This window comes from Paraburkholderia tropica (genome assembly GCF_014171495.1).
Lineage (GTDB): Bacteria > Pseudomonadota > Gammaproteobacteria > Burkholderiales > Burkholderiaceae > Paraburkholderia > Paraburkholderia tropica.
In genome coordinates, this window is the sequence record NZ_CP049134.1 from 2,480,358 (window position 1) to 2,499,852 (window position 19,495).

Below are 19,495 nucleotides of genomic sequence, written 5' to 3' on the forward strand. Positions count from 1 at the left end.
GGCCTTTTTGCCTTTTTGCATCAGGAAGCGCGTGATGTATTGCGCTCAGACGATCCGCATCGAGTAGTCGGTCGCGCGCACGTCCTTCGTGAGCGCGCCGATCGACACGCGATCGACGCCGGTTTCGGCAATCGTGCGCACCGAATCGAAGTTCACACCGCCCGAGACTTCGAGCAGCGCGCGCCCCGCCGTGCGCTTGACCGCCTCGCGCATCATTTCGAACGAGAAGTTGTCGAGCAGCACCGAGGTCGCGCCGTGCGCGAGCGCCGTGTCGAGCTGGTCGAGCGTTTCGACTTCGATCTGGATGGGCACGCCCGCGTTCAGGGCGAGCGCCGCGTCCATCGCCGCGCCCACGCCGCCCGCCGCCGCGATGTGGTTTTCCTTGATCAGAATGCCGTCGTACAGCGCGAGGCGCTGATTCGCGCCGCCGCCCACGCGCACCGCGTACTTCTGCGCGAGCCGCAGACCCGGCAGCGTCTTGCGCGTGTCGAGAATGCGCGTTTGCGTGTGCGCGATGGCGTCCACGTAACGGCGCGTCGCGCTCGCCACGCCCGACAGCAGCTGCAGAAAGTTCATCGCATTGCGCTCGGCCGTGAGCAGCGCGCGCGCCGGTCCGCGCAACGAGCACACCACCGAGTTGGCCGCCATGCGCTCGCCTTCGCGATAGTGCCAGCGCACGTCGATGCGCGCATCGACCTGCTTCACCACGGCGTCGAACCACAGCACGCCGCACAGCACCGCCTCTTCGCGCACGATGATGCGCGCGTCGCGCATCTCGTCGGCGGGCACGAGGCGACCGGTCTGGTCGCCGGTGCCGACGTCTTCGTTCAGCGCATCCGCAACGTTGCGCGCGATCGCCGCGTCGAACGCCGCGCCGTACTGCGCGCGCACCCCGGGCAGCACGGACGACACCGCGTCCACGGCCAGCAATTCCAGTGCACCCATCACGCCGCTCCCACGTTCGAGAACAGCGCGCCGTCGCGCGCGAGATCGCCGCTCGCCTGCACGCGACGCTTGTGTTCCGCCGCGAACGCCAGCATGCGGTCGATCGGCAGACGCGCGCGCTCGCCGATGGCGGCGTCGACGAAAATTTCGTTATGGCCGCGTTCGAGCACGTCCGCGAGATTCGCGAGGCCGTTCATCGCCATCCACGGGCAATGCGCGCAGCTCTTGCAGGTCGCGCTGTTGCCGGCCGTAGGCGCTTCGATGAAAGTCTTGCCCGGCGCCGCGAGGCGCATTTTGTGCAGAATGCCCAGATCGGTCGCGACGATGAAACGCTGCGCGTCGAGCTTCACGGCGGCGTCGATCAGTTGCGTGGTCGAGCCGACCACGTCCGCGAGCGCGACCACGGCTTCGGGCGATTCCGGGTGAACGAGAATCTTCGCGTCGGGATATTCGGCGCGCAGCAGATCGAGTTCGATGCCCTTGAACTCGTCGTGCACGAGGCACGAGCCCTGCCACAGCAGCATGTCGGCGCCGGTCTTCTTCTGGATGTAGCTGCCCAGATGGCGGTCCGGCGCCCAGAGGATCTTTTCGCCCTTCGCGTGCAGATCGGCGACGATTTCGAGGCCGATCGACGAGGTGACCATCCAGTCCGCGCGCGCCTTCACGGCCGCGCTGGTGTTCGCGTACACGACCACGGTGCGGTCGGGATGCTGGTCGCAGAACGCCGAAAATTCGTCGACGGGACAGCCGAGGTCGAGCGAGCAGGTCGCGTCGAGGTCCGGCATGAGAATGCGCTTGTTCGGGCTCAGGATCTTCGCGGTCTCGCCCATGAAGCGCACGCCCGCGACGACCAGCGTCTGTGCGTCATGATCGCGACCGAAACGCGCCATTTCGAGCGAATCGGCCACGCAGCCGCCGGTTTCGTCCGCCAGTTCCTGCAATTCGGGATCGACGTAATAGTGCGCGACGAGCACCGCCTTCTCGCGCTTGAGCAACGCGCGAATGCGCTCCTTCAATGCAACGCGCTCCGCCGCCGACGGCGCGTCGGGCACCGTCGCCCACGCCTGCCCGACGCTGCACACCGCGCCTTGCGGCCGGTCGTACTCGACCGCTCTGATTGCCTGACTCATGATCTCCTCTACCGGCCGAAACGCGTGCTTTCGCCCTCGTTCCGGCCCCATGCCAGTTGCAGCCCTGCCGATCGCCACGGTACGCAACCCGCGCCAAGCACCGGTTTTTCCGCGGCCCAAAAAGAAAAACCCCGCCAGCGCGGGGTTTTGTGACGTACCTGAATTCTAATGGATTTTTCCGACGCTCACGCAGGCCGCATGGGCCGGGAGCGCGTATCCATCCACGAAATCAGGCGTAGCGGCGCAGGCGCGTCGCGAATTCCTGGAGTGCCTTGATGCCGCTTTGTTCGGCACGATGGCACCAATCCTGGAGCTGCGTGAGCAGTTGTTCGCGCGAGGCGCTCGAACGTTCCCAGATGGCCGCGAGTTCGTTACGCAGCTCGATGAACGTGCGCAGCTTCTGGCTGTTCGCGAAGATTTGCGGCAGCTGACGCTTTTGCGGCTCGTTCAGGCTGGCTTCTTCCTTGTCGAACCACTTGCGCGCGCCGCGCATGACCTTGTACTTCTCGCGCTCGCCGACTTCCTTCAGATGCGCCAGCTCCTGGCGATACGCCTGCTTCACGACCGTGGCGTAACGCGCCATGACTTCATAGCGGTTCGACAGCACGGCTTGCAGCGTTTCGTGGTCGGGCACGAGCTTGGTCTTGGTCAGACGCGGCGTGGGCGCGACCTTCTTGACCTTGGCGAGACCGACGGCCTGCATCATGCGGATGTACATCCAGCCGATGTCGAACTCGTACCACTTGCTCGACAGCTTCGCCGAGGTGGCGAAGGTGTGGTGATTGTTGTGCAGCTCTTCACCGCCGATGATGATGCCGAGCGGGAACAGGTTCGTGCTGGCGTCCGACGAATTGAAGTTGCGATAGCCCCAGAAGTGGCCGAGACCGTTCACGACGCCGGCGGCCCAGAACGGGATCCACGCCATCTGCACGGCCCAGACGGAAAGACCGACCAGACCGAACAGCGCCACGTCGATCACCATCATGATGCTCACGCCGAGGATCGGGAAGCGCGTGTAGACGTTGCGCTCCATCCAGTCGTTGGGCGTGCCGTGGCTGAAACGGCGCAGCGTTTCTTCGTTCTTCGCTTCGGCGCGATAGAGTTCGGCGCCTTCGAGCAGCACCTTCCAGATGCCGCGCGTTTGCGGGCTGTGCGGATCTTCCTCGGTCTCGCATTTGGCGTGGTGCTTGCGGTGAATCGCGGCCCACTGACCCGTCAGCATGCCCGTGGTCATCCACAGCCAGAAACGGAAGAAGTGACTCATGATCGGGTGCAGCTCGAGCGCACGGTGCGCCTGGCAGCGGTGCAGATACACCGTGACGCCGACGATCGTGATGTGAGTGGCCACCGCCGCGAACAGCAGGATCTGCCACCACGTGAAATGCAGCACGCCGTGCGCGAGGAAATCAAGCAAGGAATTCAACAAGGTTTGTACCCGTGAAACGTAGCGCGGCGGCCTTTCAGCCCGAAACCGCTGTCAAGAAAGTGAAAGCGTACAGCAGGAGGTTGGACGGCATTCTACTAGAACCGTTCCAAGTGTTTGTAACAAATGAAGATTTTTTTCTTTAACGGCCGCGGAGTCAACCGTCTTGAGGGCGCCAGAGGCGGTTTGCCGCACATTTCGCGCGCCCTTCCGACCCCTTCTTACCTTTCGCCGGCTGCCGCCTGGGGTTGATCCTGGGGCTGTTCCCCGCCAGGCGTCTCGTTCTGTCCCCGAACGGGCGGACCGGCCACCGGCATCGCGCCGCCGATGATGCGCACCTCGCGCTGCGCGAACGGGATCGAAATACCCGCCTCGTTGTACAGGCGCCAGATATTCATGTTCACCGCCGAACGCACGCTCGACGTGCCGTTGGCCGCGTCGGCGATCCAGAAACCGAGTTCGAGATTGATGCCGTCGCCGCCGAAACTCGCCAGATACGGCGTCGGGGCCGGATCGGTCAGCACGCGCTCGACGCCCTCGCCCGCCCGCGCGAGCAGCGCCATCGCCTGATCGAGATCGGTGTCGTAGGCGACCTGCACGGCCGCCTTGGAGTAGCCGCGCGTCAGATACGAGGACTGGTTCTGCACCACATCGGTGATCAGTTTTTCGTTCGGGATCAGCGTCTCCACGCCGTCGAGCCCGCGCACGACCGTGTAGCGCGTGCGGATCTGCGTGACCTTGCCCGCGAGTCCGCTCACGTTGATGGTGTCGCCCAGACGCAGCGAGCGGTCGATCAGAATGATGAAGCCCGATACGTAATTGCTCGCGATCTTCTGCAAGCCGAAGCCGAGGCCCACGCCGAGCGCGCCGCCGAACACGCCCAGCACCGTGATGTCGATGCCGACGATCGACAGGCTGAACAGAATGGCCGCGAACACCAGCAGCGCGCGGCCCACGCGCGCGAGCACGACGCGCAGATTGGCGTCGATGGTGGTCGCGCGCATCAGCCGGTCCTCGAGCGCCGCGCCCGCCCAGACCGCCACGACCATCGTCACGCAGACCCACAGCACGCCGTTGGACAGCGACAGCAGGCTCACATGCGCGGTGCCGATGCGAAAGCGCACGCTCTCCATCCACGTGAGCACGTCGTCCTGAATGCCGAGCACGGTGAACAGCATGCCGAGCCAGACGATCAGCGACACGAGTTTTTCGACGATGCCGAGCCACGCGTGCGTCTGGCCGTTGCGGCCGAACACGCGCCGCGCGAAGAAGAACGCGATATAGATGAGCCCGATGCCGAACAGCGGCACCAGCGCGAGATTGAGCAGCGACGTGTGGATGAAGTTGCTGGCGATCTCGCGCGCGATCCAGACGCAGCCGGCGCCGATCAGCGGGAAAAAGGCGCGCGACAGGCTCTCGGCGCCGAAACGCAGGCCTTCATAGCGATCCTGGCGGCGCGCTTCGAGCACGCGCCGCAGCAGCCGCGCGAGCAGCCACGCCAGCACGAGCGCGCCGATCAGCACGCCGGCCTGCCAGAGCATGACCGGCTGGCCGAAATCGCGGATCACGCCGCCCAGCATGTGCGAAAAAATGCGGTTTTCCATCATGGGTATGCAAATTCAAACGGCGCGGGGCCGCCCGATCGGAATCGGACGGCCCCGCGTTGCTACAGCTTCTGACACGTTCACCGCACTTCCAGCCCGCGGTGAGTTCAAGCGCTTATTCCTGCGTCGCGTCCGGCTCGGCGGCTGCGGGCTGCTGAGCCTTGGCGATCGCGTCGGCGGCTTCGGTCGCGGCAGCGGCCTCTTCCGGCGTGGTCGCGGCGGCGGCCTTTTTCGTCTTCGGCTGCGCGTCGCCGCGGCGCTCCAGCACGGCGGCGAAGAAGCCGTCCGTGGCGTGGCGATGCGGCCACAGCGAGAGGTAGTCGCCGGTATCGAGACCCACGCGCTGTTCCGCCAGCACGTCGCGCGCGCTGACCAGCACGAAGTCCGGATGCGCGTCGAGGAACTGCTTCACGACCGCTTCGTTCTCGGCTTCGAGAATGCTGCAGGTCGCGTAGACCAGACGGCCGCCGCGCTTGAGCAGACGCGCGGCGCTCGTGAGAATCGACAGTTGCTTGGGCGCGAGTTCGGCCACCGACTCGGGCGACTGGCGCCACTTGAGGTCGGGATTGCGGCGCAGCGTGCCCAGCCCCGAGCACGGCGCATCGACCAGCACGCGGTCGATCTTGCCGATCAGGCGCTTGATCTTGGCGTCGTGCTCGCTGTCGATCAGCACCGGATTGACGTTCGAGAGGCCGCTGCGCGCAAGGCGCGGCTTGAGCTTCGCGAGACGGCGATCGGAGATGTCGAACGCGTAGAGACGGCCCGACGAGCGCATCATCGCGCCGAGCGCCAGGGTCTTGCCGCCCGCGCCCGCACAGAAGTCCACCACCATCTCGCCGCGGCGCGGCGCGACCAGCGAGCACAGCAGCTGGCTGCCTTCGTCCTGCACTTCGAACCAGCCGTCCTTGAAGGCGTCGAGGCGCGACAGCGCGGGCTTGCCCGTCACGCGCACGCCGTTCGGCGCGAACGGCGTCTCGCCCGCCTCGATGCCGGCCGCGGCCAGCGCGCGCATCAGCTCGTCGCGGTTCGCCTTGATCGGATTCGAGCGCAGGTCGAGCGGCGCCGGATAGTTGAGCGCGGACGCCAGTTGCGCCATTTCGGCGGCGTCGAAACGCGATTCGAGCGCCTTCAGGATCCACTCGGGCAGATTGAGCTGCACGCGCTGCGGCAGGCTCGCCGGGTCGATCTTCGCGACGTGTTCGAGCCAGTTCGCCTCGGCGTCCGAGACGAACGGACGGATCGCCGAACGGCCGGCCGTGGCCATCAGGCCGAGCAGCGTGAGGCGGCGCGTCGGGCTGCCCGTGCCGCTTTCGGCCAGGTGCGCGAACTCCATGCGACGGCGCAGCACGGCGAACACGGCTTCGGCGATCACGCCGCGCTCACCGTGGCCGAGCTTCGGATGCTCGCGGAAAAAACGGCTCGTGATCGCGTCGGCGGGGCCGGCGAACTTGAGCACATCGGCGAGCAGCGTCTCGGTTTGTCCAATCAAAAATCCATGCAGCCTCATGCGCCCTCCCCGGCGTTGTGTGCTTGTGCTTCGTTTACATCGTCAAGGAAGAGCCATTGCGGCTCGGGCGGCGAGAGCGTCACACGTCCGCCGTCGAGCGCGAGGCGCCCTTCGACGAACCAGCGCACCGCGCGCGGATAAATAACATGTTCGGTCTTGAGCACGCGCGCGGCCAAAGCCGCAGCGTCGTCGCCCGCGCGCACCGGAATGCCCGATTGCGCGACGATCGGCCCATGATCCAGCGTGGGCGTGACGAAATGCACCGTGGCGCCGTGCACGCGGCAACCCGCGTCGAGCGCCTGCTGGTGCGTCTTGAGGCCCGGAAAGCTCGGCAGCAGCGACGGATGGATATTGAGCATCCGACCCGAATAATGCGTGACGAAACCTTCGGTGAGCACGCGCATGAAGCCCGCGAGCACGACGAGATCGGGTGCATAACCGTCGATGGTTTGCGCGAGCGCCGCGTCGAAGGCGGCGCGATCCGGATACTGGCGATGATCGACCACCGCCGTGGCAATGCCGTGTGACGCCGCGAACGCAAGGCCCGCGGCGTCAGGACGGTTGGCAATCACGGCGGCGATGCGCGCCGGCCAGGCTTCGTGCGCGCACGCGCGCACGATGGCTTCCATGTTGCTGCCCCGCCCCGAAATCAGGATGACGAGATTTTTCATCCGCGGATTTTATCATCGGGGACGACGCCCGACGCTCGGGCGGGAGCGATCGCCCTCGCGTGCGTTTATAATCTCCTGTTTAGTCGCGGCCCAGGCCGCACCACCGGTCATATCGAGCGCGCACGGCCCGCGCGCTTTTCGAGGTTCCTCCAGGTTCCGCTATCGTGAGAGTTTTCCGCGGTCTTCCCAACGCCGAAAGTCGCGCGCCCTGCGCGCTCACCATCGGCAATTTCGACGGTGTCCACCGCGGACATCAGGCGCTGCTCGCGCGCGTGCGCGAAGCCGCGAACGCGCGCGGCCTGCCGGTCTGCGTGATGACCTTCGAGCCGCATCCCCGCGAGTTCTTCAATCCCGCCAGCGCCCCGCCGCGCATCGCCATGCTGCGCGACAAGCTCGAAGCGCTGCGCGAGAACGGCGTGGACCGCGTGGTGGTCGAGCATTTCAACCACACCTTCGCGAGCCAGTCGCCGGACGCGTTCGTCGAACGCATCATCGTGGGCGGCCTGCACGCGCGCTGGATGATGATCGGCGACGACTTCCGCTACGGCGCGAAGCGTGCGGGCGATTTCGCCTCGCTGCAGCTCGCGGGCCGCGAACACGGCTTCGAAGTCGAACAGATGGCCACCGTCGCCGACCCGTCGGGCGTGCGCATTTCCAGCTCCGCCGTGCGCACGCAGCTCGCCGCCGGCGATCTGGACGCCGCGCGCGCCTCGCTCGGCCGGGGCTATGAAATCAGCGGACACGTCGTGCACGGCCTGAAGCTCGGCCGCGACCTCGGCTTTCCCACGCTGAATCTGCCGATCGGCCACAAGCGCCCCGCGCTCAAGGGCATTTTCGTCGTGCAGGTCCACGGTATCGCCGACCACCCGCTGCCGGGCGTCGCGAGCCTCGGCCTGCGGCCCACGGTCGACGACTCCGGCCGCGTGCTGCTCGAAGTGCATCTGCTCGACTGGCACGGCAGCGCATACGGCAAGCTCGTGCGCGTCGAGTTCCTGAAGAAGCTGCGCGACGAGGAGAAGTTCGCCGACCTCGAAACGCTCACCGCCGCGATCGCACGCGACGTAAGCAACGCCCGCGCATGGTTCGCCGCGGCGGGCACGGGCGCGGCCGGCGGCGCGTCCACCGGCTTCGCCACCTCGGCGACCGATCGAATTTGACCCGCGGCCCGCGCGCGTCTTGCCGAGCAAGGCACGCGTTTCGGGCCGCCCGCCCCCAGGCGCCGCCGTGCAGCACGCGTGCGGCGCCCGAGGCGACGGTTGCGCGGCATCGCCCGCAATGCTGACGCCATGCATCCCCCGAATTCCACGTGATCTCACCATGAGCGACAAGAAAGCATCCTCCGGCAAGCCGCAAAAGTCCGAATCGAAGTACCCCGTCAACCTGCTCGACACGCCGTTCCCCATGCGCGGCGACTTGCCCAAGCGCGAGCCGCAATGGGTCAAGGAGTGGGAAGAGCAAGGTATCTACAAGAAGATCCGCGCAGCCTCGAAGGGCCGCAAGAAGTTCATCCTGCACGACGGCCCGCCGTATGCGAACGGCGACATCCACCTCGGCCACGCGGTGAACAAGATCCTCAAGGACATGATCGTCAAGGCGCGCAATCTCGCGGGCTTCGACGCGGTCTACGTGCCGGGCTGGGACTGCCACGGCATGCCGATCGAAATCCAGATCGAAAAGCAGTTCGGCAAGTCGCTGCCCGCGCAGGAAGTGATGAAGAAGGCGCGCGAGTACGCGGCCGGCCAGATCGAAACGCAGAAGAAGGGCTTCAAGCGCCTCGGCGTGCTCGGCGACTGGGACAACCCGTACAAGACCATGAACTTCGCGAACGAGGCGGGCGAAATCCGCGCACTCGCGAAGATCATGGAGAAGGGTTATGTGTTCCGCGGCCTGAAGCCGGTCAACTGGTGTTTCGACTGCGGCTCGGCGCTCGCTGAAGCCGAAGTCGAGTACAAGGACAAGACCGATCCGACCATCGACGTGCTGTTCACGTTCGCGCAGCCCGCGGAAACGGCGGCCGCGTTCGGCCTCGCCGCGCTGCCGCGCGAGGAAGGCGGCATCGTCATCTGGACCACGACGCCCTGGACGATCCCGTCGAACCAGGCGCTCAACGTGCATCCGGAAATCGAGTACGCACTCGTCGACACGCAGCGCGGCCTGCTGATCCTCGCGAGCGAACGCGTCGAAGCCTGCATGAAGGACTTCGGCCTCGAAGGCACCGTCGTCGCCACCACGCAAGGCGAAAAGCTCGCGAACCTGCGCTTCAATCACCCGCTCGCCTCGGCGCATCCGGGCTACAAGCGCACCTCGCCGATCTATCTCGGCGACTACGTGACGACCGACACCGGCACGGGCATCGTGCACTCGGCGCCCGCCTACGGCGTGGAAGACTTCGTGTCGTGCAAGGCGCACGGCATGGTCGACTCCGACATCATCAGCCCGGTGATGGGCGACGGCCGCTACGTCGAATCGCTGCCGCTGTTCGGCGGTCTCTCGATCTGGGACGCGAATCCGAAGGTCGTCGAGGCGCTCGACGCCGCCGGCACCCTGCTGCGCAGCGAGAAATACCTGCACAGCTACATGCACTGCTGGCGCCACAAGACGCCCATCATCTACCGCGCGACCTCGCAGTGGTTCGCGGGCATGGACGTCACGCCGAACGACGGCGGCAAGACGCTGCGCGAAACCGCGCTCGAAGGCATCGAAGCCACGGCGTTCTATCCGTCGTGGGGCAAGCAACGCCTGTTCTCGATGATCGCCAACCGCCCGGACTGGACGCTTTCGCGCCAGCGCCAATGGGGCGTGCCGATGGCGTTCTTCGTGCACAAGGAAACCGGCGAACTGCATCCGCGCACGCCGGAGCTGCTCGAAGAAGTCGCGAAGCGCGTCGAAGTGTCGGGCATCGAAGCGTGGCAGACGCTCGACCCGCGCGAGCTGATCGGCGACGACGCGAACCTGTACGAAAAGAACCGCGACACGCTCGACGTGTGGTTCGACTCGGGCACGACGCATTGGCACGTGCTGCGCGGCTCGCACAAGGACGACCTGCAATTCCCGGCCGACCTCTATCTGGAAGGCTCGGACCAACATCGCGGCTGGTTCCATTCGTCGCTGCTGACGGCGTCGATGCTCGACGGCCGCCCGCCCTACAACGCGCTGCTCACGCACGGCTTCACCGTCGACGGCGAAGGCCGCAAGATGTCGAAGTCGCTCGGCAACGGCGTCGACCCGCATGAGGTGGCGAACCGTCTGGGCGCGGAAATCATCCGTCTGTGGATCGCGTCGACCGACTACTCGGGCGAACTGGCGATCTCGGAAGAAATCCTGAAGCGCGTGACGGAAGGCTATCGCCGTATCCGCAACACGCTGCGCTTCCTGCTCTCGAACCTGTCGGACTTCGACTTCGAGAAGCACGCGCTGCCCGCGGATCAATGGCTCGAAATCGACCGTTACGCCGTGGCGCTCACGCACACGCTGCAAAACGACGTGCTCTCGCACTACGACCGCTACGAGTTCCACCCGGTCGTGGCGAAGCTGCAGACGTTCTGCTCGGAAGATCTCGGCGGCTTCTATCTCGACGTGCTGAAGGACCGCCTCTACACGAGCGCGCCGGATTCGGCCGCGCGTCGCGGTGCGCAGACGGCGCTGCATCACATCACGCACAGCCTGCTGCGCATTCTCGCGCCGTTCCTCTCGTTCACGGCCGAGGAGGCGTGGAAGGTGTTCCAGCCGCAAAGCGAAACCATCTTCACGGAAACCTTCCATGCGTTCCCGGACATCGCCGGCGCGCAGGATCTGATCGTGAAGTGGTCGCTGCTGCGCGAAGTGCGCGGCAACGTCACGAAGGCGCTCGAAGAGGCGCGCGGCGCGAACCAGATCGGTTCGTCGCTGCAGGCCGAAGTGCGCATTCTCGCGAGCGGCGCGCGTTACGACGCCCTCACCTCGCTCGGCGACGACCTGAAGTTCGTGCTGATCACCTCGGCGGCGGAAGTCATCAAGGTCGAGAACGAAGCGGACGAAGGCGTCGAAGTCGTGACCTCGAAGTACCTCAAGTGCGAACGCTGCTGGCACTATCGCGACGACGTGGGCGCGAACGCCGAGCATCCGGGCCTGTGCGGCCGCTGCGTCGCCAATCTGTTCGGCAACGGCGAAACCCGGAGCGCCGCATAATGGCCAAGACCATGACGAAGCAAATGAAGTCGAATGGCGCGAGCGGCACGCTTGCGCCGTGGCTCGGCATCGCGGTGATCGTGATCCTCGCGGATCAGCTCACCAAGATCGCCATCGCCAAAGTGTTCGCATACGGCGAAGGCCGCGTGATCACGCCGTTCTTCAACCTCGTGCTGGTCTACAACAAGGGCGCGGCGTTCAGCTTCCTCGCGGCGGCCGGCGGCTGGCAGCGCTGGGCGTTCACGGCGCTGGGCGTCGTGGCCGCGCTGGTGATCGGCTATCTGCTCAAGCGTCACGCGGGCCAGCGCATGTTCTGCACGGCGCTTTCGCTCATTCTGGGCGGCGCGCTCGGCAACGTGCTCGACCGCCTGATGTACGGCCACGTGATCGACTTCCTGGACTTCCATCTGGGCCGCTCGCACTGGCCGGCGTTCAACGTCGCGGACAGCGCGATCTGCGTCGGCGCGGCCTTGCTGGTGTTCGACGAACTGCGGCGCGTGCGCGGCTCGCGCTAAAGCTCGACGCCAAGGCACGACGTCAAGATACGACACGATTCGGCGCGCCTCGCTGCGCCGCTTCGCGTCACGCTGCGTCACTGGAGAGAACCGACTTGAACACCTCCGCAGCCCATCCGGGCGAACTGGCCGGGCGCCATCTCGTGCTCGGCATGACGGGCGGCATCGCCTGCTACAAGATCGCCGAGCTCACGCGCCTGCTCGTCAAGGCGGGCGCGACCGTGCAGATCGTGATGACCGAGGCGGCCACGCAGTTCATCACGCCGGTGACCATGCAGGCGCTCTCGGGCCGCCCCGTCTACACGAGCCAGTGGGACGGCCGCGTGCCCAACAACATGGCGCACATCGACCTGTCGCGCGAGGCGGACGCCATCGTCATCGCGCCCGCTTCCACCGACTTCATCGCCAGGCTCGCCCACGGTTTGGCCGACGACCTGCTCTCGACGCTGTGCGTTGCGCGCGACTGTCCGCTGCTGGTCGTGCCCGCGATGAACCGGCAGATGTGGCAGAACCCGGCCACGCAGCGCAACGTCGCGCAGATCCGCGCCGACGGCATCGAAACGCTCGGCCCCGATTCCGGTCCGCAGGCTTGCGGCGAAGTCGGTGACGGGCGCATGCTGGAGCCGGAAGCCGTGTACGAGGCGATCGTCGCGTTCTTCACGCCCAAGCTGCTCGCGGGCCGCAAGCTGCTGATCACGGCCGGACCGACGTTCGAGCCGCTCGATCCGGTGCGCGGCATCACCAACCGTTCGAGCGGCAAGATGGGCTTCGCGCTCGCGCGCGCCGCGCAGCAGGCGGGCGCCGAGGTGCATCTGGTGGCCGGCCCGGTCGCGCTGGACACGCCGTGGGGCGTCTACCGCGAAGACGTGCAGACCGCGCAGCAGATGTACGACGCCGTGATGCACGCCGCGCCCGACGCCGACGTGTTCATCGGCGTGGCGGCGGTGGCCGACTGGCGCGTCGATCACGTCGCCGAGCACAAGATCAAGAAAACGGCCGAGCACCGCATGCCGACGTTCACGTTCGTCGAGAACCCGGACATCCTCGCCTCGGTCGCGGCCATGCCGAATGCGCCGTACTGCGTCGGTTTCGCTGCCGAAAGCGGCGACCTCGACGTGCACGGCGAAGAGAAGCGCGCGCGCAAGAAGGTGCCGCTGCTGATCGGCAATCTCGGCCCGCTCACCTTCGGTCAGGACGACAACGAAGTCGTGCTGTTCGAAGCCGCCGGCCGCACGCCGCTGCCGCGCGCGGCCAAGCTGGCGCTCGCGCAGACGCTCGTCGCCGAAATCGCGAAGCGTCTGCCGGCACCGGGCATCATCTCGTGATGCGTGCGCGCGGGCGCCGCCCGCGCGCCGCTTCGCGAACGTCATCGAGGAGCAGTACGCCATGACGCTGCTTTCCGTACTGGATCAATCGCCCGTCATCGCCGGGCACACCGCGGCGGACGCACTCGCCGCCACGCTCGACCTCGCGCAACTCGCCGACGAGCTCGGCTACACGCGCTACTGGTGCGCCGAGCACCACGGCCTGCTCGGCGTGTGCAATCCCTGCCCCGAAGTCCTGCTCGCGCGCATCGGCAGTCTGACGAAGCGCATCCGCATCGGCTCGGGCGGCGTCATGCTGCCCTACTACAGCGCGTTCAAGGTCGCCGAGCAATTCATGATGCTGGAGGCGCTGTTTCCCGGCCGCGTCGATCTGGGCGTCGGACGCGCGCCCGGCGGCGACATGCGCACCGCGCAGGCGGTCGCGGCGGGCGCCTACAATCGCGGCGACCAGTTCACGCAGCAGGTGCAGGATCTCGTCGGGCTGATGGACGGCACCCTGCCCGCCGATCACCTCGCGCACGGCGTCGTCCTGCAACCGCAAATCGAGACTCGCCCGCAACTCTGGGTGCTCGGTTCGAGCGATTTCGGCGGCCTGCTCGCGGCGCAACTGGGCCTGCGCTTCTCGTTCGCGCATTTCATCAACGCGCACTTCGGGCATCTGGTGTCCGAGGCGTATCACGATCGCTTCAAGGCAGGCCACGAAGCGAAACCGTACCTGGCCTGCGCCGTCTTCGTGATCTGCGCCGATACCGAAGCCGAGGCCGCCGACCTCGAAAAAGCCGTCGATCTGCGCCGCGTGCAGATGGCCTACGGTCTGAACGCGCCGATCCCGAGCCTCGAACAGGGGCGCGCCCAGGAATACGGCGAGCGCGAGCAACTCGTGATCGACCGCGAGAAGCCGCGCAGCATCATCGGCACGCCGGACAGCGTGACGGAGCGCCTGCTGGCGCTCAAAGACCGCTTCCGCGCCGACGAACTGATCGTGCTGACCGTCGCCGGCAGCTACAAGGCGCGTCAGCGCTCCTACGAACTTCTCGCCGAGGCCTTCGAACTGCCTCGCTCAAACTGACCTGAACGCCAACTCATGAAAATCGACGTCAAGATCCTCAACGAACGCATGCGCGACCAGTTGCCCCACTACGCCACGCCGGGCAGCGCGGGCCTCGACCTGCGCGCGTGCCTCGACGCGCCCGTCACGCTCGAACCGGGCGAAACGAAGCTGATCCCGACCGGCCTCGCGATTCATCTCGCCGATCCGGGCTATGCGGCGCTGATCCTGCCGCGCTCGGGCCTCGGCCACAAGCACGGCATCGTGCTCGGCAACCTCGTCGGCCTGATCGACTCCGACTACCAGGGCGAGCTGATGATCTCCACCTGGAATCGCGGCCACACGACCTTCACGCTGAACCCGCTGGAGCGTCTCGCGCAGCTCGTGATCGTGCCGGTCGTGCAGGCGCAGTTCAACGTCGTCGAGAGCTTCGAAGAGAGCGAGCGCGGCGAAGGCGGCTTCGGCAGCACGGGCAAGCACTAAGCTGCACGCGCCGCGCACGGCCATAAAAAAAGCACGCTTTCGAGCGTGCTTTTTTTGTTGTCCGGCGCGGGTCGTTTAGCGCGGTGCATCGGGCGAAGCCGCGAGCGGCGCACGACGTCGATACCAGAGCGCGTAGATCACGACCAGCGCGACGAGAAACGCGACGCCATATGCGAGCGTCATGCGGAATTCGCGCGTGAACGCCGTGCCCACCAGAATGCCGAGCATCAGGATCGCGCCCAGCACGCTCGTCAGCGGAAAGCCCCACATGCGGAATGCGAGCGGCGTCTTCGCGTTCTGCATGCGGAAGAAAATCTGCGTGACGAAGATCATCAGCCACGTGAACATCGCGCCGAACATGGCGATCGACATCATCAGCGTGAAGGCCGTTTGCGGCCAGAGCGCGTTGAGCACCGCCGACACCGCAATGCCGATGGTCGAGAGCGAGAGCGCCGCCGTCGGCACGCCCTGACGCGTGAGACGGCCGAACACGGCAGGCGCGTAGCCCGCGCGCGAGAGGCTGAACATCATGCGCGTGGTGATGTAGAGCTGGCTGTTCATGGCCGAGAGCGCCGCGACCAGCACGACGAAGTTGATCGCGCCCGCCGCGTACGGCACGCCGGTTTCGGCCATCACCTTCACGAACGGGCTTTCGTTGCCGCCCGCCTCGGTCCACGGCACGATCGCGAGCATCAGCGCGAGCGTCAGCAGATAGAACAGCACGAGGCGCAGCACGGTGGCGCGGAATGCGCGCGTGACGGCGCGCGCCGGATCCTGCGCCTCGGCCGCGGCGACCGCGATGGTCTCCACGCCCAGGTAGCTGAACAGCGACACGATGGTGCCCACCCACACGCCCCACCAGCCCTTCGGCAGCAGCCCGCCGTGCGACGTGTAGTTCGCGAAGCCCACGCCCGAACTCGCGGGCGCGTGCCACACGAACCAGGCGCCGAGCACGATGAAGGCCACGATCGCCGCGATTTTCAGGCTCGAAAACAGATATTCGATCGAGCCATACGCGCGCACGCTCATCGCATTCACGACGATCAGCGCCGCCGAAAATCCGACGATCCAGTACAGCCCCGGCACGTGCGGGAACCAGAATTTCATGTAGACGGCGATGGCCGCGACTTCGGTGCCGACCGCCAGCACATACGCCGACCAATACGCGTAGCGCACCACGAAACCCGCGAGCGGCCCGATGTAGTGCTCGGCGTAAGCGCCGAACGAACCCGAGGTGGGATGCGCGACCGTCATTTCGGCGAGCGCGCCCATCAGCAGCAAGGCGATCAGCGCGCCGATCGCATAGGAAATCAGCACGCCCGGACCGGCGAAACCGATCGCGAAACCGCTGCCGAGAAACAGCCCCGTGCCGACCGCGCCGCCGATGGCGATCATCGTCATCTGACCGGCGGACAGCCCGCGGCGCAAACCGCGCTCGCGTTCGACGATCGATTCGAACGCACCCTTTTTATCTGAACTCACCTTCACCCTCGACGGCATGCGGCCATTTCACCGGCAATGCGCGCAATTACGACGACGTTCGCAGAAATTACGCGCACAAAACAAAACGGCGCGGACCGTGAAGTCCGCGCCGTTCCGGCTGGCCTGAAGCGGAAACCGCTTATTCTACTTCGACCGCCTCCGGCGGACGCGGCGCAGGCTGCTCGTCGAACGTGAGCAACACCTTGTCGTCGGCGTCCACATCCACGGTCACGCGACCGCCACTCATGAGCTTGCCGAACAGCAGTTCGTCGGCGAGCGCCCGGCGGATCGTGTCCTGGATCAGGCGTTGCATCGGCCGCGCGCCCATCAGCGGGTCGAAGCCGTGCTTGGCCAGATGCTGGCGCAGCGCGTCCGTGAACAGCGCATCGACCTTCTTCTCGTGCAACTGGTCTTCGAGCTGCATGAGGAACTTGTCGACCACGCGCATGATGATTTCCTCATCGAGCGCACGGAAGCTGATCGTCGCATCCAGACGGTTACGGAACTCCGGCGTGAACAGGCGCTTGATGTCGGCCATTTCGTCGCCTTGTTCGCGGCGCGTCGTGAAACCGATCGTCGACTTGTTCATCGTGTCGGCGCCCGCATTCGTCGTCATGATGATGATGACGTTGCGGAAATCCGCCTTGCGGCCGTTGTTGTCCGTCAGCGTGCCGTGATCCATCACCTGCAGCAGCACGTTGAAGATGTCCGGGTGCGCCTTCTCGATTTCGTCGAGCAGCAGCACGCAGTGCGGCTTCTTCGTGACGGCTTCGGTGAGCAGACCGCCCTGGTCGAACCCGACATAGCCCGGCGGCGCGCCGATCAGACGGCTCACCGCGTGACGCTCCATGTACTCGGACATGTCGAAACGGATCAGCTCGATGCCGAGCGTGAACGCGAGCTGGCGCGCCACTTCGGTCTTGCCGACGCCGGTCGGACCCGAGAACAGGAACGAGCCGATCGGCTTGTCCGTCTTGCCGAGACCCGCGCGCGCCATCTTGATCGACGCCGACAGCGCGTCGATAGCCGGATCCTGGCCGAACACCACGGCCTTCAGATCGCGGTCGAGCGTCTGCAGCTTGCTGCGATCGTCCTGCGACACGCTTTGCGCCGGCACGCGCGCGATCTTCGAGATGATCTCTTCGATCTCGCTCTTGCCGATGGTCTTCTTCTGCTTCGACTTCGGCAGGATGCGTTGCGCCGCGCCCGCTTCGTCGATCACGTCGATCGCCTTGTCGGGCAGATGACGGTCGGTGATGAAGCGCGCGGACAACTCAGCCGCCGCATTGAGCGCGCCCGACGAATACTTCACGCCGTGGTGCTCCTCGAAGCGCGACTTCAGACCGCGCAGGATCGCCACCGTCTGCTCGACGGTCGGCTCGATCACGTCGACCTTCTGGAAACGACGCGACAGCGCCGCGTCCTTCTCGAAGATGCCGCGATATTCCGTGAAGGTGGTCGCGCCGATGCACTTGAGCGTGCCCGACGAGAGCGCCGGCTTCAGCAGATTCGAGGCGTCGAGCGTACCGCCCGATGCGGCGCCCGCGCCGATCAGCGTATGAATCTCGTCGATGAACAGGATCGCGTGCGGGCGTTCCTTCAGCTCCTTGAGCACCGTCTTCAGACGTTGCTCGAAGTCGCCGCGGTACTTCGTGCCCGCGAGCAGCGCGCCCATATCGAGCGAATACACCTGTGCGTCGGCGAGAATGTCCGGCACTTCGCCGCGCGTGATGCGCCAGGCGAGGCCTTCCGCGATCGCGGTCTTGCCGACGCCGGCTTCGCCCACGAGCAGCGGATTGTTCTTGCGACGGCGGCACAGCACCTGCACCACGCGCTCGACTTCCGACTCGCGCCCGATCAACGGATCGATGCGGCCGTCCTTCGCCATCTGGTTCAGGTTCTGCGTGAACTGCGCGAGCGGCGTTTCCTTCTGGCCTGCCGCGTCTTCGGCTTCCGCATTCGCGTCGCTGGCCTTGGCGGCTTCGCCGCTGCCGGTCTTCGCGATGCCATGCGAAATGAAGTTCACGACGTCCAGACGCGTGACGCCCTGCTGTTGCAGGTAGTACACCGCGTGCGAGTCTTTCTCGCCGAAGATCGCCACCAGCACGTTCGCGCCCGTCACTTCCTTCTTGCCGTTGGAAGTGGACTGAACGTGCATGATCGCGCGCTGGATCACGCGCTGGAACCCGAGCGTCGGCTGCGTATCGACGTCATCCGTGCCGGGAACCGTAGGGGTATTGTCATGAATGAAGTTGCGCAGGTTCTGTCGCAGGTCTTCAATATTCGCGGCGCACGCGCGCAACACTTCTGCCGCTGTCGGATTGTCCAACAGCGCCAGCAAGAGATGCTCGACCGTGATGAACTCGTGCCGCGCCTGACGTGCTTCCATGAACGCCATGTGCAGGCTGACTTCCAGTTCCTGGGCAATCATGCTTCCTCCATCACACACTGCAGCGGATGCCCGGCCTGCCGTGCGTGGGTAACGACTTGCTCAACCTTGGTCGACGCGATGTCCCGCGTATAGACCCCACAAACGCCCCTGCCCTCGCGATGAACCTTCAACATGATCTGCGTTGCGGTCTCGCGGTCCTTATTGAAATATTCCTGCACGACCATCACGACGAATTCCATCGGCGTGTAGTCGTCGTTCATCAGCACGACCTTGTACATGGAGGGCGGTTTGACCTTGTGCTCCTGCCGCTCCAGTACGGTTGAATCCTGCTTGTCCGGGATAATTGCCATACACCCATTCTAAACAACTCGGACAGGCCCGCAATCCTGCCGAAACCCGACCGGCCGTCCGGTGAAGCTGGCTCCGGCGCCCGCCACATGTGAGCAAAACCTGCGCCTTCCCCGTTCCGGGCCCGATCAACTCCGCCCAGGCGACTGCATGGGCGCCCGGCTGCGGGGCCGGTTCGATCCGCGCTTCGTTCCAACGTCGAAACCGCGGTTTGAATCACTGCCAGCAGCTTTCGGGCCACCGTCGAATCGAGTATCGCACAACCTGCGGCGTCAGGTGGTCGCCTACTGTCGGCGCCCGCACGCTCACTGTCAGATTCCACGCCACTCGATGTCAAACCTGCCTGACGCGCCGTGAGTCCCATGTGCGTCGATTATGCGACTTTTCAAGATGCACCGCTCACATGACCCCGCCGCGCGTCCGACTTCATGCGTCATCGATACTGATCGAAGACC

General features: G+C 65.7%; 15 protein-coding genes. 6 read left to right on the forward strand and 9 right to left on the reverse strand.

The features are described from left to right. Nucleotides 1-45 precede the first annotated feature (45 nt). From nadC to purN, 6 genes are all read right to left on the reverse strand, one after another. The gene (gene nadC, locus G5S35_RS11190; RefSeq protein ID WP_183038304.1) at nucleotides 46-945 is read right to left on the reverse strand and encodes a carboxylating nicotinate-nucleotide diphosphorylase; all 900 of its coding nucleotides are present in this window, start codon (nucleotides 943-945) and stop codon (nucleotides 46-48) included. After that, nucleotides 945-2,075, reverse strand: a complete 1,131-nt coding sequence (gene nadA / locus G5S35_RS11195) for a quinolinate synthase NadA (RefSeq protein WP_074984013.1) — start codon at nucleotides 2,073-2,075, stop codon at nucleotides 945-947. Before nadA ends, nadC begins: the two co-directional genes overlap by 1 nt. A gap of 229 nt (nucleotides 2,076-2,304) precedes the next feature. Further along, nucleotides 2,305-3,501, reverse strand: a complete 1,197-nt coding sequence (locus tag G5S35_RS11200; RefSeq protein ID WP_065065186.1) for a DesA family fatty acid desaturase — start codon at nucleotides 3,499-3,501, stop codon at nucleotides 2,305-2,307. A 218-nt stretch (nucleotides 3,502-3,719) separates the two neighbouring features. After that, nucleotides 3,720-5,102: a mechanosensitive ion channel family protein gene (locus G5S35_RS11205; protein WP_080180371.1), complete on the reverse strand. Its 1,383-nt coding sequence runs from the start codon at nucleotides 5,100-5,102 to the stop codon at nucleotides 3,720-3,722. Nucleotides 5,103-5,217: 115 nt separating this feature from the next. After that, the gene (locus tag G5S35_RS11210; RefSeq protein WP_065065188.1) at nucleotides 5,218-6,609 is read right to left on the reverse strand and encodes an RsmB/NOP family class I SAM-dependent RNA methyltransferase; all 1,392 of its coding nucleotides are present in this window, start codon (nucleotides 6,607-6,609) and stop codon (nucleotides 5,218-5,220) included. Further along, nucleotides 6,606-7,280, reverse strand: a complete 675-nt coding sequence (gene purN / locus G5S35_RS11215) for a phosphoribosylglycinamide formyltransferase (RefSeq protein WP_065065189.1) — start codon at nucleotides 7,278-7,280, stop codon at nucleotides 6,606-6,608. Before purN ends, G5S35_RS11210 begins: the two co-directional genes overlap by 4 nt. A 164-nt stretch (nucleotides 7,281-7,444) precedes the next feature. On the opposite strand from purN, the gene G5S35_RS11220 reads away from it, so the two are divergent. The 6 genes from G5S35_RS11220 (at nucleotide 7,445) to dut (ending at nucleotide 14,818) form a co-directional block, all read left to right on the forward strand. Further along, nucleotides 7,445-8,437, forward strand: coding sequence for a bifunctional riboflavin kinase/FAD synthetase (locus G5S35_RS11220; protein WP_065065190.1), 993 nt, complete (start codon nucleotides 7,445-7,447; stop codon nucleotides 8,435-8,437). Between the two features lie 160 nt (nucleotides 8,438-8,597). Beyond that, on the forward strand, nucleotides 8,598-11,447 hold the full coding sequence (gene ileS, locus G5S35_RS11225; RefSeq protein WP_074984015.1) for an isoleucine--tRNA ligase: 2,850 nt from the start codon (nucleotides 8,598-8,600) through the stop codon (nucleotides 11,445-11,447). Then, the gene (gene lspA, locus G5S35_RS11230; protein WP_074984016.1) at nucleotides 11,447-11,962 is read left to right on the forward strand and encodes a signal peptidase II; all 516 of its coding nucleotides are present in this window, start codon (nucleotides 11,447-11,449) and stop codon (nucleotides 11,960-11,962) included. Before ileS ends, lspA begins: the two co-directional genes overlap by 1 nt. Nucleotides 11,963-12,114: 152 nt before the next feature. Beyond that, nucleotides 12,115-13,287: a bifunctional phosphopantothenoylcysteine decarboxylase/phosphopantothenate--cysteine ligase CoaBC gene (gene coaBC / locus G5S35_RS11235; protein WP_237181375.1), complete on the forward strand. Its 1,173-nt coding sequence runs from the start codon at nucleotides 12,115-12,117 to the stop codon at nucleotides 13,285-13,287. A gap of 61 nt (nucleotides 13,288-13,348) precedes the next feature. Then, nucleotides 13,349-14,356 (forward strand): LLM class flavin-dependent oxidoreductase, encoded by a 1,008-nt coding sequence (locus G5S35_RS11240; protein ID WP_065065193.1) that lies wholly within the window; start codon nucleotides 13,349-13,351, stop codon nucleotides 14,354-14,356. A gap of 15 nt (nucleotides 14,357-14,371) precedes the next feature. Beyond that, on the forward strand, nucleotides 14,372-14,818 hold the full coding sequence (gene dut, locus G5S35_RS11245; RefSeq protein ID WP_065065194.1) for a dUTP diphosphatase: 447 nt from the start codon (nucleotides 14,372-14,374) through the stop codon (nucleotides 14,816-14,818). Nucleotides 14,819-14,893: 75 nt separating this feature from the next. Here dut and G5S35_RS11250 read toward each other — a convergent pair whose 3' ends face one another. The 3 genes from G5S35_RS11250 to clpS form a co-directional block, all read right to left on the reverse strand. Next, complete coding sequence (locus tag G5S35_RS11250; protein WP_237181283.1) at nucleotides 14,894-16,300, reverse strand: amino acid permease; 1,407 nt, start codon at nucleotides 16,298-16,300, stop codon at nucleotides 14,894-14,896. 139 nt (nucleotides 16,301-16,439) lie between these two features. Then, nucleotides 16,440-18,731 (reverse strand): ATP-dependent Clp protease ATP-binding subunit ClpA, encoded by a 2,292-nt coding sequence (gene clpA / locus G5S35_RS11255; protein WP_065065196.1) that lies wholly within the window; start codon nucleotides 18,729-18,731, stop codon nucleotides 16,440-16,442. Then, complete coding sequence (gene clpS, locus G5S35_RS11260) at nucleotides 18,728-19,042, reverse strand: ATP-dependent Clp protease adapter ClpS (RefSeq protein WP_027817520.1); 315 nt, start codon at nucleotides 19,040-19,042, stop codon at nucleotides 18,728-18,730. The genes clpA and clpS overlap by 4 nt, the downstream gene beginning before the upstream one ends. Nucleotides 19,043-19,495 lie beyond the last annotated feature (453 nt).

What these genes read in the sequence shown, in the direction of transcription:
- nadC (WP_183038304.1), bottom strand. Translation starts at nt 945, where the DNA reads ATGGGTGCACTGGAATTGCTGGCCGTGGACGCGGTGTCGTCCGTGCTG.
- nadA (WP_074984013.1), bottom strand. Translation starts at nt 2,075, where the DNA reads ATGAGTCAGGCAATCAGAGCGGTCGAGTACGACCGGCCGCAAGGCGCG.
- G5S35_RS11205 (WP_080180371.1), bottom strand. Translation starts at nt 5,102, where the DNA reads ATGGAAAACCGCATTTTTTCGCACATGCTGGGCGGCGTGATCCGCGAT.
- G5S35_RS11210 (WP_065065188.1), bottom strand. Translation starts at nt 6,609, where the DNA reads ATGAGGCTGCATGGATTTTTGATTGGACAAACCGAGACGCTGCTCGCC.
- purN (WP_065065189.1), bottom strand. Translation starts at nt 7,280, where the DNA reads ATGAAAAATCTCGTCATCCTGATTTCGGGGCGGGGCAGCAACATGGAA.
- ileS (WP_074984015.1), top strand. Translation starts at nt 8,598, where the DNA reads ATGAGCGACAAGAAAGCATCCTCCGGCAAGCCGCAAAAGTCCGAATCG.
- lspA (WP_074984016.1), top strand. Translation starts at nt 11,447, where the DNA reads ATGGCCAAGACCATGACGAAGCAAATGAAGTCGAATGGCGCGAGCGGC.
- coaBC (WP_237181375.1), top strand. Translation starts at nt 12,115, where the DNA reads ATGACGGGCGGCATCGCCTGCTACAAGATCGCCGAGCTCACGCGCCTG.
- G5S35_RS11240 (WP_065065193.1), top strand. Translation starts at nt 13,349, where the DNA reads ATGACGCTGCTTTCCGTACTGGATCAATCGCCCGTCATCGCCGGGCAC.
- dut (WP_065065194.1), top strand. Translation starts at nt 14,372, where the DNA reads ATGAAAATCGACGTCAAGATCCTCAACGAACGCATGCGCGACCAGTTG.
- clpA (WP_065065196.1), bottom strand. Translation starts at nt 18,731, where the DNA reads ATGATTGCCCAGGAACTGGAAGTCAGCCTGCACATGGCGTTCATGGAA.
- clpS (WP_027817520.1), bottom strand. Translation starts at nt 19,042, where the DNA reads ATGGCAATTATCCCGGACAAGCAGGATTCAACCGTACTGGAGCGGCAG.